The 17,008-nt window shown below is 39.8% G+C and carries 18 protein-coding genes; 14 read left to right on the forward strand and 4 right to left on the reverse strand.

Annotated elements, in window-relative coordinates:
• The first annotated feature begins 76 nt into the window (after positions 1-76).
• Both ABT310_RS06480 and purD read left to right on the forward strand, forming a co-directional pair.
• Positions 77-1,063, forward strand: coding sequence for a UDP-glucuronic acid decarboxylase family protein (locus tag ABT310_RS06480; RefSeq protein WP_375325930.1), 987 nt, complete (start codon positions 77-79; stop codon positions 1,061-1,063).
• Between the two features lie 204 nt (positions 1,064-1,267).
• Positions 1,268-2,539: a phosphoribosylamine--glycine ligase gene (purD, locus tag ABT310_RS06485; protein WP_375325931.1), complete on the forward strand. Its 1,272-nt coding sequence runs from the start codon at positions 1,268-1,270 to the stop codon at positions 2,537-2,539.
• Here the strand turns inward: purD and ABT310_RS06490 are convergent.
• Positions 2,534-2,755 (reverse strand): uracil phosphoribosyltransferase, encoded by a 222-nt coding sequence (locus ABT310_RS06490; RefSeq protein ID WP_375325932.1) that lies wholly within the window; start codon positions 2,753-2,755, stop codon positions 2,534-2,536. The two genes, purD and ABT310_RS06490, sit on opposite strands and share 6 nt — an antisense overlap.
• Before the next feature lie 39 nt (positions 2,756-2,794).
• Here ABT310_RS06490 and ABT310_RS06495 point away from each other — a divergent pair, with 39 nt between their 5' ends.
• From ABT310_RS06495 to ABT310_RS06510, 4 genes are all read left to right on the forward strand, one after another.
• Entirely contained in the window at positions 2,795-3,727 is a 933-nt protein-coding gene (locus ABT310_RS06495; protein WP_375325933.1) for a hypothetical protein, read from the forward strand.
• A gap of 39 nt (positions 3,728-3,766) precedes the next feature.
• Positions 3,767-4,372 carry a DUF4254 domain-containing protein gene (locus ABT310_RS06500; protein ID WP_375325934.1) on the forward strand — a complete coding sequence of 202 codons (606 nt, stop codon included), beginning with the start codon at positions 3,767-3,769 and terminating at the stop codon, positions 4,370-4,372.
• The gene (locus ABT310_RS06505) at positions 4,356-5,417 is read left to right on the forward strand and encodes a glycosyltransferase family 9 protein (RefSeq protein ID WP_375325935.1); all 1,062 of its coding nucleotides are present in this window, start codon (positions 4,356-4,358) and stop codon (positions 5,415-5,417) included. Before ABT310_RS06500 ends, ABT310_RS06505 begins: the two co-directional genes overlap by 17 nt.
• Before the next feature lie 149 nt (positions 5,418-5,566).
• A complete protein-coding gene (locus ABT310_RS06510) occupies positions 5,567-6,481 on the forward strand; it encodes a hypothetical protein (protein ID WP_375325936.1) in 915 nt (304 codons plus the stop codon).
• Here the strand turns inward: ABT310_RS06510 and arsS are convergent.
• Both arsS and ABT310_RS06520 read right to left on the reverse strand, forming a co-directional pair.
• The gene (arsS, locus tag ABT310_RS06515; protein WP_375325937.1) at positions 6,478-7,566 is read right to left on the reverse strand and encodes an arsenosugar biosynthesis radical SAM (seleno)protein ArsS; all 1,089 of its coding nucleotides are present in this window, start codon (positions 7,564-7,566) and stop codon (positions 6,478-6,480) included. The two genes, ABT310_RS06510 and arsS, sit on opposite strands and share 4 nt — an antisense overlap.
• Before the next feature lie 107 nt (positions 7,567-7,673).
• On the reverse strand, positions 7,674-8,009 hold the full coding sequence (locus ABT310_RS06520; RefSeq protein ID WP_090292442.1) for an arsenosugar biosynthesis-associated peroxidase-like protein: 336 nt from the start codon (positions 8,007-8,009) through the stop codon (positions 7,674-7,676).
• Between the two features lie 218 nt (positions 8,010-8,227).
• On the opposite strand from ABT310_RS06520, the gene ABT310_RS06525 reads away from it, so the two are divergent.
• A complete protein-coding gene (locus ABT310_RS06525) occupies positions 8,228-9,001 on the forward strand; it encodes a patatin-like phospholipase family protein (protein ID WP_375325938.1) in 774 nt (257 codons plus the stop codon).
• Positions 9,002-9,176: 175 nt separating this feature from the next.
• On the opposite strand, the gene ABT310_RS06530 is transcribed toward ABT310_RS06525, so the two are convergent.
• The gene (locus tag ABT310_RS06530) at positions 9,177-10,223 is read right to left on the reverse strand and encodes a 2Fe-2S iron-sulfur cluster-binding protein (RefSeq protein ID WP_375325939.1); all 1,047 of its coding nucleotides are present in this window, start codon (positions 10,221-10,223) and stop codon (positions 9,177-9,179) included.
• Positions 10,224-10,341: 118 nt separating this feature from the next.
• On the opposite strand from ABT310_RS06530, the gene ABT310_RS06535 reads away from it, so the two are divergent.
• The 7 genes from ABT310_RS06535 to ABT310_RS06565 all read left to right on the forward strand — a co-directional run bounded on the left by ABT310_RS06535 (position 10,342) and on the right by ABT310_RS06565 (position 16,917).
• A complete protein-coding gene (locus tag ABT310_RS06535; protein WP_375325940.1) occupies positions 10,342-11,811 on the forward strand; it encodes a DUF5687 family protein in 1,470 nt (489 codons plus the stop codon).
• 21 nt (positions 11,812-11,832) lie between these two features.
• Positions 11,833-12,528 carry an ABC transporter ATP-binding protein gene (locus tag ABT310_RS06540; RefSeq protein WP_375325941.1) on the forward strand — a complete coding sequence of 232 codons (696 nt, stop codon included), beginning with the start codon at positions 11,833-11,835 and terminating at the stop codon, positions 12,526-12,528.
• Positions 12,529-12,567: 39 nt separating this feature from the next.
• Entirely contained in the window at positions 12,568-13,260 is a 693-nt protein-coding gene (locus ABT310_RS06545; protein WP_375325942.1) for a hypothetical protein, read from the forward strand.
• Between the two features lie 82 nt (positions 13,261-13,342).
• The gene (locus tag ABT310_RS06550) at positions 13,343-15,883 is read left to right on the forward strand and encodes a hypothetical protein (RefSeq protein ID WP_375325943.1); all 2,541 of its coding nucleotides are present in this window, start codon (positions 13,343-13,345) and stop codon (positions 15,881-15,883) included.
• Positions 15,884-15,903: 20 nt separating this feature from the next.
• Positions 15,904-16,320 (forward strand): polymer-forming cytoskeletal protein, encoded by a 417-nt coding sequence (locus ABT310_RS06555; RefSeq protein WP_375325944.1) that lies wholly within the window; start codon positions 15,904-15,906, stop codon positions 16,318-16,320.
• Positions 16,298-16,528: an AtpZ/AtpI family protein gene (locus ABT310_RS06560; RefSeq protein WP_375325945.1), complete on the forward strand. Its 231-nt coding sequence runs from the start codon at positions 16,298-16,300 to the stop codon at positions 16,526-16,528. The genes ABT310_RS06555 and ABT310_RS06560 overlap by 23 nt, the downstream gene beginning before the upstream one ends.
• Positions 16,525-16,917, forward strand: coding sequence for a hypothetical protein (locus ABT310_RS06565; protein WP_375325946.1), 393 nt, complete (start codon positions 16,525-16,527; stop codon positions 16,915-16,917). Before ABT310_RS06560 ends, ABT310_RS06565 begins: the two co-directional genes overlap by 4 nt.
• Positions 16,918-17,008 lie beyond the last annotated feature (91 nt).

Consider the following 17,008-nt stretch of genomic DNA (forward strand, 5'->3'; position numbering starts at 1 on the left):
ACTAATATAATTTTAAAACGATGTTTGAATGGTTTATGTTTGTATGTGTTTTCAACACCGTATAATCTACCATTAAATGAAAAGAATACTTATCACTGGCGCAGCAGGTTTTCTTGGCTCCCATCTTTGTGACAGGTTTATTGCCGAAGGCCATGAGGTAATTGCAATGGACAACCTTATTACAGGGGACCTTAAAAATATTGAGCATCTATTTCCTTTAGAAAATTTCACTTTCTATAATCATGATGTCACCAACTTTGTACATGTTCCTGGTAAGTTAGATTACATTCTGCATTTTGCTTCACCAGCAAGCCCGATTGATTATCTTAAAATTCCGATTCAAACCTTAAAGGTTGGAGCTTTGGGAACTCACAATTTATTAGGTTTGGCCAAAGAAAAGAATGCACGTTTCATGATTGCATCCACATCTGAAATTTATGGAGACCCCTTGGTGCATCCACAGACAGAAGAATACTATGGCAATGTGAACACTATTGGCCCAAGAGGGGTGTATGATGAAGCCAAGCGATTCCAGGAATCCATTACCATGGCATACCATCGTTTTCATGGATTGGATACCCGTATCGTTCGAATTTTTAATACCTATGGCCCTAGAATGCGATTGAATGATGGTAGAGTAATTCCCGCTTTTATGGGACAGGCTCTTCGTGGTGAAGATTTAACTGTATTCGGAGACGGTTCTCAAACCCGTTCATTCTGTTATGTGGATGATGAAATCGAAGGTATTTACCGTTTGTTGATGAGCGATTATACACACCCAGTGAATATTGGTAATCCAAATGAAATTACCATCAAGGATTTCGCTGAGGAAATTATCAAGTTAACAGGAACCGATCAAAAAATAATTTACAAACCTTTACCTAAGGACGATCCAATGCAGCGTCAACCAGACATTACCAAAGCCAAAGAGATTTTGGGATGGGAACCAAAGGTTGGACGTGAAGAGGGTATGCGAAAAACCTTCGAATATTTTAAAGGGCTATCCAAAGAAGATTTGGAAAAAACGGAGCACAGAGATTTTACCAACCATAATAAAAAATAAATTCCTTCATTTTGAATGGATACATGGCCCGAGAAATTCTTCGGGCCTTTTTATTTTATCCCATCACCCAAAAAAGTTAACAGTTCTCAATGTTTGACATCTCCATTTGGAGATTTGGGGCCTGTCAAGAAGTATGTTCAGATCATTTTGGAATAACTTCTAAATTAAATTTGAATTGAGTTATTTTTGCCAAAACATTGAATCATGAACATCTTGGTCTTGGGTTCTGGCGGTCGCGAACATGCCATTTCCCTCAAAATTTCTCAAAGTCCTAAAACTTCTAAACTGTTTGTTGCCCCCGGTAATGCCGGTACAGCTCAAATCGCCACAAATGTTGAGGTAGGGGTAAACGATTTTGAATCCATCAAAGAATTGGTGCAAAATGAAAGTATTGATTTGGTGGTGGTAGGACCTGAAGATCCTTTGGTGAATGGTGTTCACGATTTTTTCTTGAATGACGATAAACTAAAGTCTGTTCCCGTAATTGGACCAGAGAAGGCTGCCGCTGAACTTGAAGGAAGCAAGGAATTTGCCAAAGAGTTCATGATGCGACACCATATTCCAACCGCAGCTTACGAAAGTTTTACAAGTGAATCTTTGGAGAAAGGATATGCCTTTTTGGAAACCCTAAATCCTCCTTATGTTCTAAAAGCAGATGGATTAGCTGCAGGAAAGGGAGTTTTAATTCTTCAAGATCTTCAAGAAGCGAAAGAGGAACTTAAATCCATGTTGGTCGATTCCAAATTCGGAAATGCAAGTGCCACGGTGGTTATCGAAGAATTTTTGGATGGTATCGAATTAAGCTGTTTTGTACTTACCGACGGAACCAACTACAAAATACTTCCAACCGCAAAAGATTACAAGAGAATAGGAGAGGGAGATACTGGACTCAATACGGGCGGCATGGGAGCTATTTCCCCGGTTCCTTTTGCAGATGAAGCGTTCATGGACAAGATTGAGCGCACCATTGTTAAACCGACCGTAGACGGCCTTAAAAAGGATAATTTGCCCTATGTGGGCTTCATTTTTATCGGCTTAATAAAGGTTGGGAATGAACCCAAAGTAATCGAATATAATGTTCGTATGGGCGATCCTGAGACGGAAGTCGTCATTCCTCGTTTAAAAAGTGATTTGGTGGAAGTCCTTTCGGCAATGGCAAATGGCACTCTGGACCAAATAGACCTTCAAATAGACGAGCGTACTGCTACAACCGTTATGGCGGTTTCAGGCGGCTACCCGGAAGCCTATGAAAAAGGAAAAGAAATCACTGGAACAGATTCCATCCAAGATTCCATTGTTTTTCATGCAGGCACAAAACTTTCAAATGGAAAAGTAGTGACCAATGGAGGACGTGTACTAGCAGTTACTTCCTTTGGAAAAGACTTTAAGGAAGCGCTAAAAACATCCTATCAAAATATGGAAAAGCTCCATTTTGATGGAATGTATTACCGTAAAGATTTAGGATTCGATCTATAGGTAAGAGTGAGAGCTTATGCTCTTGTCCTCTTCACCATTATCGTTGAACATTTTCAACTCTTTCATCCAATACACCATGGCAACAAAACCAATGGCCATAAAGATCCAGTTAATGGTGTTGGCTCCCCACCAGCTGTGCGTAAAACGCAAAAAATCCAAAGGGGCGAATAGGTAGTTTACAAATAAGTCTTCTATACCGTAAAAAAACTTGCTCATGTTGGCTATATTTACTTTACAAAAGTAGCAAAAGATAGGATGATTTCAAGCTTTTTCGAAAAAACAAAACCCATAACACACATTGTCCTGGCCATCGCGCTCTTTTTGTTCTACTTTATCCGTGCTTTTTTCGGGCAAAACATTCAGGAAATCAGTCATATATTACCTTTGGAGCTGCTAACCTTTTTTGGTTTATTGGTATCTCTACTTGCCATTGGTCAGATGGTGCGTGCGGAAAAAGTTACCGAGTTGAACTCTTTTGCCATGCTCTTTTTTGTGGTATTGATTGTGGTTTTTTCTGAAGAATTGGCCAATAAAAATGTGATTTTCACCAACTTTTTTTTGCTCTTGGCCATTTGGAGATTGTTCGCGGTTCGTTCACTAAAGAACGTAAAACATAAAATTTTTGATGCGTCCCTCCTGATTGCATCTGCCAGTCTGTTTTATGATTGGTCCCTGATATTTATTCTTTTGGTTTTTTATGTAATTGGCATCTATGACCGCAAGGCCCTAAAAAATTGGTTGGTGCCTTTTGTTGGATTGGCGACGGTTTTTGTGCTTTCGTTCACCTATTTGCAATGGTCTGGCTCACTCGGATTTTTTAAAGAACATTACCGCTTTACTTTGGGTATTTTTGGTTCCAGTTCCTTTTTTCAGGCATTGAACGTAAAGGCGCTAATATATTTTATTTTGATTTTTATCGTCGCCTTTTCTGTATTCATTAGGCTTCGAAATTTAGGAGGAGGAAAACTTTTGATGCTGAGAACTCTTTTGGTGGTGTTCGTTTTTGGGGTCATCGTAGCCTTGCTAACTCCAGTAGATGAATCCCCTGTGTTGATCACATTTTTTCCTGCAGCCGTTTTTATGGGCAATTACGTGGAAGGGATTAAAAAACAAAAGCTTTTGGAAGCTTTATTGGCACTTTGCATTGTGTTTCCCATCCTGCTTTTTGTGTTGGAAATAAATTCATAATCCATAAAGCAATATCTTTGACCAAATTTGAGAAGAGTTATGTTCAGTGAATTTGCCTTTAAGATCTTTCAGGAAAGTATAAACACTTATCACATTAAAGATGATGTGTATCAAGAATTCTCCAACCCTTATCCAAAGGATAAAGTGGAGCATTTGTTGTACCGTAAGAATTGGATTGATACCGTACAATGGCATTACGAAGATATCATTCGTGATCCTGAAATTGACCCAGTGGCAGCTCTTGACCTTAAACGTAAGATTGATGCCAGTAATCAAGACAGAACTGATTTGGTGGAATACATTGACAGTTATTTTTTAGATAAATACCAATCGGTACGAGTTAAGGAAGGCGCAACCATCAATACCGAAAGTCCAGCGTGGGCCATAGACCGACTCTCTATTTTGGCATTGAAGATCTATCACATGCAAGAAGAGGTGAACCGAACCGATGCCTCTGCAGAGCACATTAAAAAATGTCGCGAAAAGTTAGCAGTGCTATTGGAACAAAAGAAGGACCTTTCCACGGCCATAGATCAATTATTAACAGATATTGAATCTGGAGACAAGTACATGAAAGTCTATAAACAGATGAAAATGTACAACGACGACGAACTAAACCCGGTGCTTCGTGGACAAAAAGGGTAAACACACCCATATTTTACTTATTAGGTTATCGGCCATGGGCGATGTGGCGATGACAGTTCCCATTATTCAAGCGGTTACCGAAAAATATCCCAAAGTTCAAATTACGGTACTTACCAAGAAACTGTTCATGCCCATTTTTGATGGCGTGGAGCGAGTACAAACCATTGAGGCTGATGTTAAAAAGCGCCATAAGGGGCTTATCGGACTTTGGAGACTGTATCAAGAATTAAAGCCTTTAAATTTTGATGCTGTTGCCGATGTACACAATGTGTTACGAAGTAGAGTGCTCAAAAAGTATTTTGCACTGGAGCGAATACCGTTTGAACAAATTGATAAAGGCAGAAAAGAAAAGAAAGCACTTACCCGTTCCAAAAACAAAGGGTTTCAGCAACTAAAGTCGACCCACCAGCGCTATGCTGATGTTTTTTCACAGCTTGGATTTCCGATTGAATTATCAAACACGAAACCATTACCTCGTATTCAGCTTTCGGAAAAGGTACTCGGTTTAGTACAGCAGGATACCAAAAAATGGGTGGGCATTGCGCCTTTTGCGGCCCATGAGGGTAAAATGTATCCGCTGGAATACACCGAAGAGGTAATAAAGAAACTAGATAATACCGACAAGTATAAAATATTACTGTTTGGAGGTGGTACTAAAGAGGTAGAAGAGTTGAGTCGATTGGCCAACATCTATGAAAATACCCTGTGCATGGCCGGCAAGCTAAATTTGTCTGAAGAGCTGCAGCTCATTTCCAATTTGGATGTAATGCTCTCGATGGACAGTGGAAATGCCCATTTGGCTGCTAATTATGGAATTCCGGTGGTCACCCTTTGGGGGGTTACCCATCCTTTTGCTGGATTTTACCCATTTGGACAGCCCATTGAAAATGCGCTATTAAGTGACAGGAAAAAATATCCTTTGATTCCAACTTCGGTATATGGAAACAAAGTTCCAGAAGGTTATGAAAATGCCATGAAGACCATCGATTCTAAGCAGGTCGTAGACAAACTCTTGTCGATTTTAGAGCCAATCGTCAATCCGTAATAGCCATTTGTCAATTAAACAATAGGAAGGAGATTATTGTTTTTACTTTAGTTAAATATCAATTATCTTGATGGTTTGAGTCAACCTTTTTTAAAAAACCGCATCACATAAAAAACAAACAAACTATGCAATACTTAAAAAAAGGGCTGATGTTAATAATTGGATTAGGGGTATTCAATTCCTGCTCCACAGAGGATCCTGCTCCCAACCCAACAGAAACAGCAAGGCTTAACATCACCTTCGTAATGGATGATCAAGCCGAACGGTTGGACAATTTGGGCAACCCCGTTTCCGTTCCAGAGGGCAATGCAGCACAAAACCCAGATTTCGAAATCCTTGGACTGCATTTTGTGGGCTTGTATCCAGATAAATTTACACCCTATGATGAGGGAGTAACCCTTTCTTCCACGGCAACAACAGGCAGTGGTGGCGCCTTGGCCATAGATTTTAACAGCGAAGTTTTTTTTAATGAAGAAATCAACACCTTAAGTCTTCCCTTAAGCTATGTTACTGCAGGTACTTACGAATATTTAAGAGCCTCAATAGGTTACCAAAAATATAAGATTGTTTATAATCTTGAGGGAGCGGAAAATGTAATTCCAGATTGGCCTGAGGGTGTGGATGACAATATTGACGTCGATGCCACTGTAGCTTCATTTTTAGGGTTCAACACCTATATCGGAACGTATACATTGGATAAATTATCGGTAACGGTGAATGGAAACAAGGCCCAAGGTTATTTTGGATTGGAATCCAGCGGTAACATCAATGGATTTGTATTCAATCAAATTACCGAGGGTGAATCGGCCATCACAACGGTGCCAAATCCTATTGATGAGACATCGCCGGTGCCTGAAGGCTCTTGTGTGGTTACAGGTCAGTTTCCAACCGCTTTGGTGATTCCCACAAATGCTTCAGAAGACATTAATATTGAAGTGGTTATTTCCATTAACCAAAGTTTTGAATGGGAAGACTTCAATGGCAATGGCAAATACGAACCTTTATTGGACGAAACTGTGGTAGATATGGGAACAAGGGGGATGTTTCCGAAGGTGGTGAATTAAGCCACCGTCCCTTGACAACTACTTCCTGCACCTGCGGTACAGCCATAACAATGCTGTGAAATTATAATATCCCGATTACTCAATACATCATCGTTAAAATCTTTGATGTGTTTTACCTTACTGGCCACTTTTAGGTCTAGCATTTGGTTAAAGTCGCAATCGTACAACCATCCATCCCAACTCACAGAAATAGTATTGGTACACATCACATTTTCAACAGCAGCAGGGTTGTATGCCTCCACCAGGGAATACATATAATCCTCATAATTGTCAGAAGCGATGAGGTAGTCCAAAAACCGTGAAATCGGCAAATTGGTAATCGCGAACAGGTTATGGAAATCTATATTGAAATCAGCTTTTAATGCCTTTTTAAAATCGTGTTCCATGGCAGCTTGATCGGCAGGTAAAAATGCTCCTGATGGATTATACACCAAATCCAACCGCAAATTGCTATCGGGCATGCCGTAACCCACTTCATTCAACATTTGAAGCGCTTTTATGGACTTGTCAAAGACGCCATCCCCACGTTGCTTATCCGTTTTTCCTTGGGTGTAATGCGGCATGGAAGACACCACATGCACATTGTGTTTTTTGAAAAACTCCGGCAGATCATAATACTTTTTATTGGCCAAAATAATGGTCAAATTGGAGCGCACAATAAAATCTTTGATGCCCGCTTTGGAAGCCTCTTCCACAAACCATCTAAAATTAGGATTCATTTCGGGAGCTCCCCCGGTTAGGTCCAAAGTATGGGCACCGGTGTTCCGAATCACTTCCAAACATTGTTCCATGGTTTCTCGGGTCATGATTTCCTTTCGGTCAGGACCTGCATCCACGTGGCAGTGGTTGCAAACTTGGTTGCACATATACCCCACATTGATCTGTAGGATTTCCAATTTTTTAGGTTGTAAAGGAAACTGTCCCGTCTCGGCGATTTTATCTTTAAAAAAAGGCAATTCCCCATCAGAAAAAAGCGCTCCGTTCAAAATGTCCAACTGCATTTTAGAGTTGGCCAATTCGTTGTCACTTGCCTTTAAAGATTTCTTTGCTGCCTTTTTTAGGTCTGCCAATATGCTTTGTTTCATTTAATTTTTTTCTAATACGATTTTTGGTGTTTCCAATTTCGTCTATGTAATTTCTAACTATTTAAAAGCGTAGCGGTCTAATGTCTAAGAGCGCAGCGTTCTATACATTACATGGAAAGCTTGTCGTACTTGTTCATCATTTGCACCCCGTGCACTAAAGTGGCGCCACTTTCTATGGCCGCCCCAGCATGGACCGCTTCCATCATTTCCTCCTTCGTAATTCCTCGCTGCAAACCATCTTTGGTATAGGCATCAATGCAATAGGGGCATTTCACCACATGGGCTACGGCCAAGGCAATCAAGGATTTTTCCCGGGCACTCAGGGCTCCTTCTTCAAAGACCTTTCCGTAGTAATCAAAAAATTTGGTCCCTAGTTCTTCACTCCATTCGGTAATCTTGCCAAATTTTCGCAAGTCAGCCGGATCATAATAGGAATTGGCCATGATATATTAATTTGAGTTAGTAAAAGTATTGTTTCACCTAAACTACAACAATTATTACTATTGTTTTTGGTCGTAACCTTCAAGAATCAATTACAGGTTTACCTAAAAAACATCAAGAATTTATCATCAAATAGATTAAGAAAAGGATATGGTTACTTCTAATATAAAAGGGAATCGACCAATAGATTACATTTGTGCTATAAACAGCAATTAATAAAATGCTTGAAGATAAATCTATTGGCTTGGTGCTTTCTGGAGGTGGCGTTCGCGGAATGGCCCATATTGGTCTGATCAAGGCGATGCGTGAACATGGTATTGAAGCGCAAATGGTAGCTGGCACCAGTATTGGCGCTTTGGTGGGAGCTCTTTACGCCAACGACAGTTCCGTGGATGAAATGTTGACTTTATTTAAAGAAACCCCCTTGTTCCAATACAGCTTCTTTACGATAAACAAACCAGGATTTATTGATACGGAACGCTACGTAAAGATTTTGAAGAATTTCTTTCCAGAAGATACTTTTGAAAGTCTAAAAAGACCTTTGTATGTGGTTGCCACCGATTTATTAAAGGGAAAGGAAACTGTTTTTAATAGTGGGACATTAATAAAACCACTCTTGGCTTCGGCTGCACTTCCTCCCGTTTTTAGCCCAGTGGAAATTGATGATATTTTGTATGCTGATGGGGGCATCATGAACAACTTCCCCAAAGAGTACGTAGAGCAGCAAACCGAATTTATCATCGGCAGCAACGTTTCCGTTACCGTTCCTGTGCAAAAAAAGGACCTCAGAAATTCCTTTCAGCTTACGGGAAGGGTCACCAGCTTGATGATCCATGCGTCCAACGATGAAAAATTACGCGAATGTGATCTATTTATCGAACCCAGAGAATTGGACCAAATTGGTGTGCTGGATAAAAAAGGGATTGAAAACGCCTTTAAAATTGGGTACGACCATGGAAGTAGGGCCTTGGAGCAATTATTGTCCAAAACTTGATTGTTCAGGAGTGAATAACCATATAATATTCTTGGAGACAAACGCCAGTTCGAGTTTTTTCCTTGGAAAAAGTATCGAAAACTGGGGATTATGAAATACGTATTCTCGATAAAATTTCTATCGTATTCACCCTAAAAATCACTCGAATTGACGAATTTCAAATTAATCAAATAGATTAAACATCATCGTAATCCAAGATCAATTTTGGTGTTAACGGATGCGCTTGACAAGTGAGGATAAAACCTTCCTTGATTTCGCCATCGGTCAAAATTTGGTTTCTCACCATTTCAGCCTTACCCTCTTTGACTCGGGCAATACACGTACTGCAAACTCCACCTTGACAAGAATAGGGAGCGTCAATATTTTCTTTTAAAGCGGCATCCAAAACCAGTTCCTTTTTGTCCATCACAAACGAAAATTGCTCATCGTCCAAGGTGATTTCAACTTGAGTTTTGCCCTCAAGACCTTCCGCTAATTCATCTTCAGTATCCGTTGTGGTAAATAGTTCAAAATGGATTTTATCTTCAGAAACATTATTGTCCTTCAGTGTATCGGAAACGATTTGGATCATTTCTTCAGGGCCACACAAGTAATACCCGTCGAACTTGGTTTTTTTGAATTTATTCTTGAGGACAAAATTTACAGCTGAGGTGTCAATTCGACCAAAAAGCGCATCTGAAGCAATGGCTTTACTGTAGACATATTGCACAAAAAAGCGGTCTTCGTATTGCTCTTTAAGCGCTTGAATCTCCTTAAAGTACATGGTTTCTTCAGGTGATTTATTTCCAAAGACCAGCACAAAAATGTTTTTTCTGTGGCTTTCCAATACCGTTTGGGCAATGCTCATAATGGGTGTTATCCCACTTCCTGCTGCAAAGGCGGCAATCTTGCTTTTTTTCGATGGGTCATAAACAAAACGACCTTCTGGCGGCATTACTTCTAGCGTGTCGCCCGCCTTTAATTTTTCATTGGCGTAAACGGAAAACGTTCCACCTTCCATTTTTTTAATGCCCACGGTCAATTTTCCTGAAGATGGAGGCGATGAAATCGAGTAGGCCCGTCGTAATTCTTTACCATCTATTTCGTGCTTTATGGTGATGTATTGTCCAGCAGAAAAAGAGAAAGTAGAAGTAAGGTTTACGGGAATTTCGAAAGTAAGGGCTACGGCATTGGGGGTCAATCTATCTACCGCGGCTATTTTTAAGGCATGAAAATCGCTCATTGAAACAAATTTCCTGCAAAAATAAGCATTGGGCTTGTTTTGAAAGCCAATTTTTAGAAAAAGGAGATGGAATTGTAACAAATCAAATAAATTAGATACCAACTATAAAAAACTAACCATGCTCAAACACTTTATTGGCCTCCAATGGAAATCCTTTTATAGGTCAGCCTCGTTTAAGACCGAGATTTGGTTTAAGATTTTAATGGCATTGGGAGCGCTCTATTTTATTCTTGTTTTTTTGGGAATGGGGGTAGGCGCCTTTTATATCATTGAAAAATCAGATTTAGGTGACCCTTTGCGAGTGGTGAACCGTTTTATGATCTATTATTTGGCATTGGATTTGGTTTTTAGGTACATGCTTCAAAAAATGCCGGTGACCAATATTAAGCCTTTGCTGTATTTGCCGTTCAAGAAAAGTCAAGTGGTGAATTATTCTTTGGGAAAAACCATAATTTCCTTTTTTAATATCGCGCATGCGTTCTTTTTTATTCCTTTCAGTGTGGTGTTACTTATTGAAGGGTACGAGCCCCTCCAAGTAATCGGATGGCACTTGGGATTGATGGCACTTTTTTATTGCAACAACTTCATCAATATTATGGTGAACAACAAAGACGGTGTTTTCTACGTTTTTGCCGCCTTGTTCATTTTGGCAGGAGCCTCGCAATATTACCAATGGTTCGATGTCACCCTATATACACAACCTGTTTTTGATTTTCTTTACGATTTGCCTTGGACGGCCATTGCGCCATGGTTGGTTTTAGTTGGACTTTATTTTTCGGCATTCGCTTATTTTAAAAAGCATATGTATTTGGATGGCGGATTGGCCAAAAAACAATCAGAGGCAAAAACCGAAAATCTGGATTGGTTAGATCGTTTCGGCAACCTGGGAACTTTCTTGAAGAACGATATCAAACTCATTAAAAGAAACAAGCGCTCACGAACCGCAGTGATTATGGGCTTCTTTTTCATCTTTTATGGTCTGTTGTTTTTTACAAGCGCAATAGAAGTATACGATGGACCCTTTTGGAGAATATTCGCTGGGATTTTCGTTACAGGTGGATTCCTGTTCAGTTTTGGACAATACGTGCCGAGTTGGGACAGTAGCTACTATCCGTTGATGATGAGTCAGAATATTAAGTATCGGGAATACCTTTCCTCCAAATGGTATTTGGTGATCATTGCGACCATCATTTCGACCATTTTGGCTTCATTTTACCTTTATTTTGGTTGGGAAGCCTATGCTGCGGTTCTAGTTGGGGCCATTTATAACATAGGTATCAACAGTTATCTGGTGCTGTGGGGCGGAGCATATGTAAAAACTCCGATTGAGTTGACATCCAACAAAAAAGCATTTGGTGACAAACAAGCCTTTAATGCCAAAACGCTATTACTTACGTTGCCCAAATTGGTTTTGCCCATAGGTATTTATGCGATTGGCCACTTTTTAATCAATCCAGTGGCTGGCTACTTATTTGTTGCCATATTCGGATTGTTGGGGTTTGCCTTTAAAGAAAAGGTGTTTACCATGATCGAGGGCATTTATAAAAAAGAGAAATACAAGACACTACAAGCATACAAACAGAAATAATACACCATTAAAAAAAAATACATGATCACAGTTCATAATTTAACCAAGATGTACGGCCAGCAGACCGTTTTGAATATCGACCAACTCGAAATTCCAAAAGGACAAAGTTTTGGGTTGGTCGGAAACAACGGCGCTGGAAAAACCACCCTTTTTAGTCTGCTTTTGGATTTGATTCAACCCTCCTCGGGACATATTGTGAACAATGGTGTACAAGTGGACCAAAGTGAGGCATGGAAACCTTTCACTTCCGCTTTTATTGATGAAAGTTTTTTGATTGGCTACTTGACGCCGGAGGAATACTTCTATTTTATTGGGGAGCTTCGTGGTCGCAACAAGGCTGATGTGGATGCACTGCTTTCCACTTACACCGATTTCTTTCACGATGAGATTTTAGGCCAAAAGAAGTATTTACGAGATCTTTCCAAAGGAAACCAAAAGAAAGTAGGCATTGTGGCCAGCTTTATCGGCAACCCTGATGTGGTAATTTTGGACGAGCCTTTTGCTAACTTAGACCCAACAACACAAATTCGTTTGAAAGGCATCATCAAAGATTTGGCCGCCAAGGAAGAAGTGACCGTTTTGGTATCCAGTCACGATTTGATTCATGTGACCGAAGTTTGCGAGCGCATTGTGGTTCTGAACAAGGGCGAAATCGTTCGTGACATCCACACCTCTACCGAAACTTTAAAGGAGCTGGAAACGTTCTTTGGCGGGTAATTAAAATTTCTCCATTATCTTTAAGTCAACTCTGCCATTATGCCAAGTGACCTTGAAGAATTGATAGATTACTACCAAAGAGAAAAACAAAGGTTGCAGTTATCCATTGAAGAAAACAAACGGGATATGGATTTTATTGCGGTGCATCAAAACTATAAAGAACTTGGCTATATCCAACGAGAACTGGATTCGCTTTTAGAACTTAAAAATCCCAATTACCCCAAAATCAAAAGGCTGGAATGGCAAATAGAATTGTATTCCAAAAAGAATGAACGCTTTCCTGAGATTTCCGACCTCAACAAACAGATGGTGAACCAATCTAAAAAGGAGCTAGAAGAAATAAAGAGAAAAAAAGTTCCAACAACATCAGATGAATCACAACATGTGGACGAAGCCCTATACTCATTGTTGAACAATGACATCAAGGCATTTGTTCTTTATTTGGATTTAAAAATGGGAACGAGAATTGATTTTACTAAAAAGGAGGAAAATCACATTCAAATCAGTATTCCGGTTGAGGATGAAAATGATGCAAGGCACCTTAAAAAATATACTTTGATTGGTGATTTGGACATGAATTTTCATGAGCAATCCAATTGTCTGACAAAGGAGTTTGATGTTGGGCCAAATAAGGATGTATTACCTATAAAAGAAGTAGTTTCGAGAATTGTAATTGGTTCAAAAGGATTCTTAAGGTCGGGAGGTGAGATTTTCCTTAAACTTAAACCTTGAACTTATTAAGTGCATTTTATCGAAGAGCCTTATAATAATCTGCTCTTTTTTGAGTTAAGGTTACACAAGATTATCGATAACTTTGAAGCTTCATCATACTTTTTTGGGCGCCTTGGTTTTGGGAGGACTTGCATTTAATGCCTGTTCTACCCAAAAGGATAAATTTATCAACCGAAATTGGCATGCCCTTAACACCAAATACAATACGCTGTACAATGGCAACATCGCCTTCGAAAAAGGACGAGAGGAGCTCAATGCCAGTTATCGAGACGATTATTGGGAAATTCTTCCCGTAGAGCGTTTGGAAGTCACGGATGAAATAAAGCTAGACTCCGAAGACAACAACCCCAACTTTATTATTGCTGAGGAAAAGGCGACCAAAGCCATCCAAAAGCACAGCATGGATATTAAAGATGAAGAGCGAAATCCGCAAACGGATGAGGCTTTTTTGCTATTGGGTAAGTCCCGTTATTTTGATCAACGCTATATTCCCGCCCTTGAATCGTTCAATTATATTCTTCGCAAGTATTCCGAAAGCGACAAATTGAACGAAGCCACCATTTGGAGGGAAAAAACCAATATGCGTTTGGACAATCCTGAAGTAGCCATTAAAAATTTGAAAAGACTTTTCAAATTTGAAGAGTTGAAAGATCAGGAATATGCCGATGCCAATGCCGTTTTGGCGCAATGCTACATCAATTTAAATGTGCCCGATACGGCCATTCAAAAATTAAAGATTGCCCAAGCCTATACCAAAAAGAATCCTGAAAAGGGTAGATACCTTTTCATCATTGGACAGTTGTTCAACCAATTGGGGCATAAGGACAGTGCGAATTATGCGTTCAATAAGGTGATTGAACTGAACAGAAGAGCACCTCGAGTCTATTTTATCAATGCTCATTTAAAGAAGATCCAGAACATTGAACTTTCGGAAGCTAACCGAGAAGAAATGCTGGAATACCTCACCAAATTGGAGGAAAATAGGGAAAACCGGCCCTTTCTGGATAAAATTTATAGGGAAGTAGCGCAGTTTCATTTGGCCACAGGCTCCGATAGTTTGGCGATTGCCTACTACAACAAATCCATCAAAGCTACCCAAGGTGACCGAAAGCTGAACTCCTTCAATTACCAAAGCTTGGCTGATTACTACTTTGACCAAGACGAATACAAAACAGCTGGAGCTTATTATGATAGCACTTTGACCAATCTCACCGAAAATACCAGAGCGCATCGAAACACCCAGAAGAAATTGGACAACTTGGAAGATGTAATCAAGTATGAGGACATTGCGCAAAACGCCGATAGTGTCATTACCATTTACGAGATGCCCGAAGCCGAAAGGAAAGCTTATTTTGAAGATTATATAGCCGAACTAAAGCGGAAGGAGGAACAAGCAGCCGAGGAAGAGAAGAAAAGAACCGAAGCAGGATTTGCCGCTTTTGCCAACAGTCAAGGGGGAAAAGAAAACCAAGGCAAGTTTTATTTTTACAACATCACCAGTTTGGGATATGGTAAAAACGAATTCCGAACCCGTTGGGGTGAACGAAGCTTGGAGGATGATTGGCGATGGAGTAACAAGGCCAGAACTTTAGTTTCCGAAGCAACAGGAGAAGAAGTGGTCGCTACAACTGATGGAGAAAACCTGACCCAAGACCAAAAATATTCCGTGGATTATTATTTGGGAACAGTTCCAAGCGAAGTAGCGGTAATTGACAGTCTACGAGCAGAAAGGAACTTTGCCAACTATCAATTGGGGTTGATCTATAAAGAAAAATTCAAGGACAATCTATTGGCCGCATCCAAATTGGAAAACGTTTTGGATTCCAATCCAGAAGAACGCTTGATTTTACCCTCCAAATACAACCTGTATAAAATTTATGAGGAATCTGGAACTATAGTGTTGGCAGATCAAATGAAGCAGGACATTATCCGAAATCACTCAGGGACTCGATACGCAGAGATACTTTTAAACCCACAGGCGGTTTTGGATGGAAATACCGATAGTCCCGATGCCCGTTACAATGCCCTGTTCAAACAATACCAACAACAGAATTATTTACAGGTGATAACCCAATCGGAAGAGTACATCAGTAAATTTACAGGTGACCCCATTGTGCCTAAATTTGAAATGTTGAAAGCCAATGCCATAGGTCGCCTTCAAGGTTTTGAGCCCTTTAAAGAGGCTTTGAATTATGTGGCACTCACTTATCCCAACAATCCCGAGGGGAAAAAGGCGGAGCAGATGGTGAAAGAGCAGCTGCCCAAATTGGAAAACAAGGAATTCTCACCAGAAACAGGTTCCACCGGAGCAGGAAACTGGAAAGTAGTCTTTACTTTTAGTAGGTCCAATGATGATAAAGCAGAAGCCTTAAAAAAGCGATTGGAGGAAGTGGTAAAGGATTTGAACTATAAAAATATTGTTTCCAAGGACATTTATGATCTGGAGCAAGAATTTGTGGTGGTTCATGGATTTAGGGGAAAAGACTTTGCCCTAGGCTTTGCCGAGCTTATAAAAAACAATAGGGACTACCGCATTAAAGATGAGAATTTTGTAGTTTTATCCGATAATTATAAAATCATTCAAGTCCATAAGAACTTAGAATCATACAAAGCACAATTTTAATCCCCAAAACCTAGAACACAATGTTTTCTGACAACAAAAAACCACGGCCTATGACTGAATTTGGCGGACAGCCCAATAGAATAGAAAAGAACACCAAGATAAAAGGGGACATCACCTCTGAAGCTGATTTTCGCATCGACGGAAAATTGGAAGGTAACGTAAAAACTTCCGGTAAAGTAGTGATCGGTAAGGATGGTTACATTAATGGAAAGGTAGAATGTGTTAATGCCGATATTGAAGGTAAATTTAACGGTGAGCTTTTGGTAAAGGATCTGTTATCCTTAAAGTCTTCTGCCACTATTGAAGGAACGGTAAGTGTAGCTAAATTGGCCGTTGAGCCAGGAGCAACCTTTAATGCAGCCTGTACTATGGGCAAAGGTGCTGTTGCCACATCTAAAACAGAGTCGAACAAAAATGAGCCAGCAAAAGTCTCCTAAGAACATAAAGAACACCATTAATACCGCCGCCCGTTTGTCTGGTTCAGCCATTCAAATGGGCGTTGTGATTTATTTAGCCGTGAGAGGAGGGCAATGGTTGGATGGTTATTTCAGAACCGAAAAAATCTTTATGGCCATTTGCACCATTTTGGGTGTGGCTATCTCCATATATTTGGTGCTGCAACAATTGAAAAAAATCAACAATTGAAAATCAGTGCTTATCCGTATTATTTTACCTTTATTTTGATCTTGGGCCTTTTAGCCCTTTTTTTTGGCCATTCCTATATATTGGAAAATGGAAATTATGATGTGGTTTCCCTTCATTTGATCAAAAGTTATGTGCTGAATGCCATCATGGCTTCCATCGTATTTTTCGCTATTTATATATTTAGGAACAAATACCGCGATTTGTTGGGCTTCTTTTTTTTGGGGGGCAGCTTGGTCAAATTCGCACTTTTCTTCATTTTTCTGTATCCCACTTATCACCAAGACGGCATTTTGGAACGGACAGAGTTCTTGGCATTTTTTATCCCTTACGGATTTTCATTGGTCTTGGAAACCTACTTTTTGGTGAAACTGCTTAATACTGTGAGGTAAAGCTCTAAAATTGACCAAAAAAACACACGGGATAAATAATACTGAAAAAAGCTTTTTTCTTTTAAATGAGCAATGTATTTTTGCACCAATT

The sequence above is a fragment of the Flagellimonas cixiensis genome (assembly GCF_042134615.1).
GTDB classification, from domain to species: Bacteria; Bacteroidota; Bacteroidia; order Flavobacteriales; family Flavobacteriaceae; genus Flagellimonas; species Flagellimonas cixiensis.

Coding starts and splice junctions, on each gene's coding strand:
- ABT310_RS06530 (WP_375325939.1), bottom strand. CDS start 10,223: ATGAGCGATTTTCATGCCTTAAAAATAGCCGCGGTAGATAGATTGACC.
- ABT310_RS06510 (WP_375325936.1), top strand. CDS start 5,567: ATGTTAATAATTGGATTAGGGGTATTCAATTCCTGCTCCACAGAGGAT.
- ABT310_RS06490 (WP_375325932.1), bottom strand. CDS start 2,755: ATGAGCAAGTTTTTTTACGGTATAGAAGACTTATTTGTAAACTACCTA.
- ABT310_RS06535 (WP_375325940.1), top strand. CDS start 10,342: ATGCTCAAACACTTTATTGGCCTCCAATGGAAATCCTTTTATAGGTCA.
- ABT310_RS06520 (WP_090292442.1), bottom strand. CDS start 8,009: ATGGCCAATTCCTATTATGATCCGGCTGACTTGCGAAAATTTGGCAAG.
- ABT310_RS06560 (WP_375325945.1), top strand. CDS start 16,298: ATGAGCCAGCAAAAGTCTCCTAAGAACATAAAGAACACCATTAATACC.
- ABT310_RS06540 (WP_375325941.1), top strand. CDS start 11,833: ATGATCACAGTTCATAATTTAACCAAGATGTACGGCCAGCAGACCGTT.
- ABT310_RS06480 (WP_375325930.1), top strand. CDS start 77: ATGAAAAGAATACTTATCACTGGCGCAGCAGGTTTTCTTGGCTCCCAT.
- ABT310_RS06495 (WP_375325933.1), top strand. CDS start 2,795: ATGATTTCAAGCTTTTTCGAAAAAACAAAACCCATAACACACATTGTC.
- ABT310_RS06545 (WP_375325942.1), top strand. CDS start 12,568: ATGCCAAGTGACCTTGAAGAATTGATAGATTACTACCAAAGAGAAAAA.
- purD (WP_375325931.1), top strand. CDS start 1,268: ATGAACATCTTGGTCTTGGGTTCTGGCGGTCGCGAACATGCCATTTCC.
- ABT310_RS06525 (WP_375325938.1), top strand. CDS start 8,228: ATGCTTGAAGATAAATCTATTGGCTTGGTGCTTTCTGGAGGTGGCGTT.
- ABT310_RS06500 (WP_375325934.1), top strand. CDS start 3,767: ATGTTCAGTGAATTTGCCTTTAAGATCTTTCAGGAAAGTATAAACACT.
- ABT310_RS06555 (WP_375325944.1), top strand. CDS start 15,904: ATGTTTTCTGACAACAAAAAACCACGGCCTATGACTGAATTTGGCGGA.
- arsS (WP_375325937.1), bottom strand. CDS start 7,566: ATGAAACAAAGCATATTGGCAGACCTAAAAAAGGCAGCAAAGAAATCT.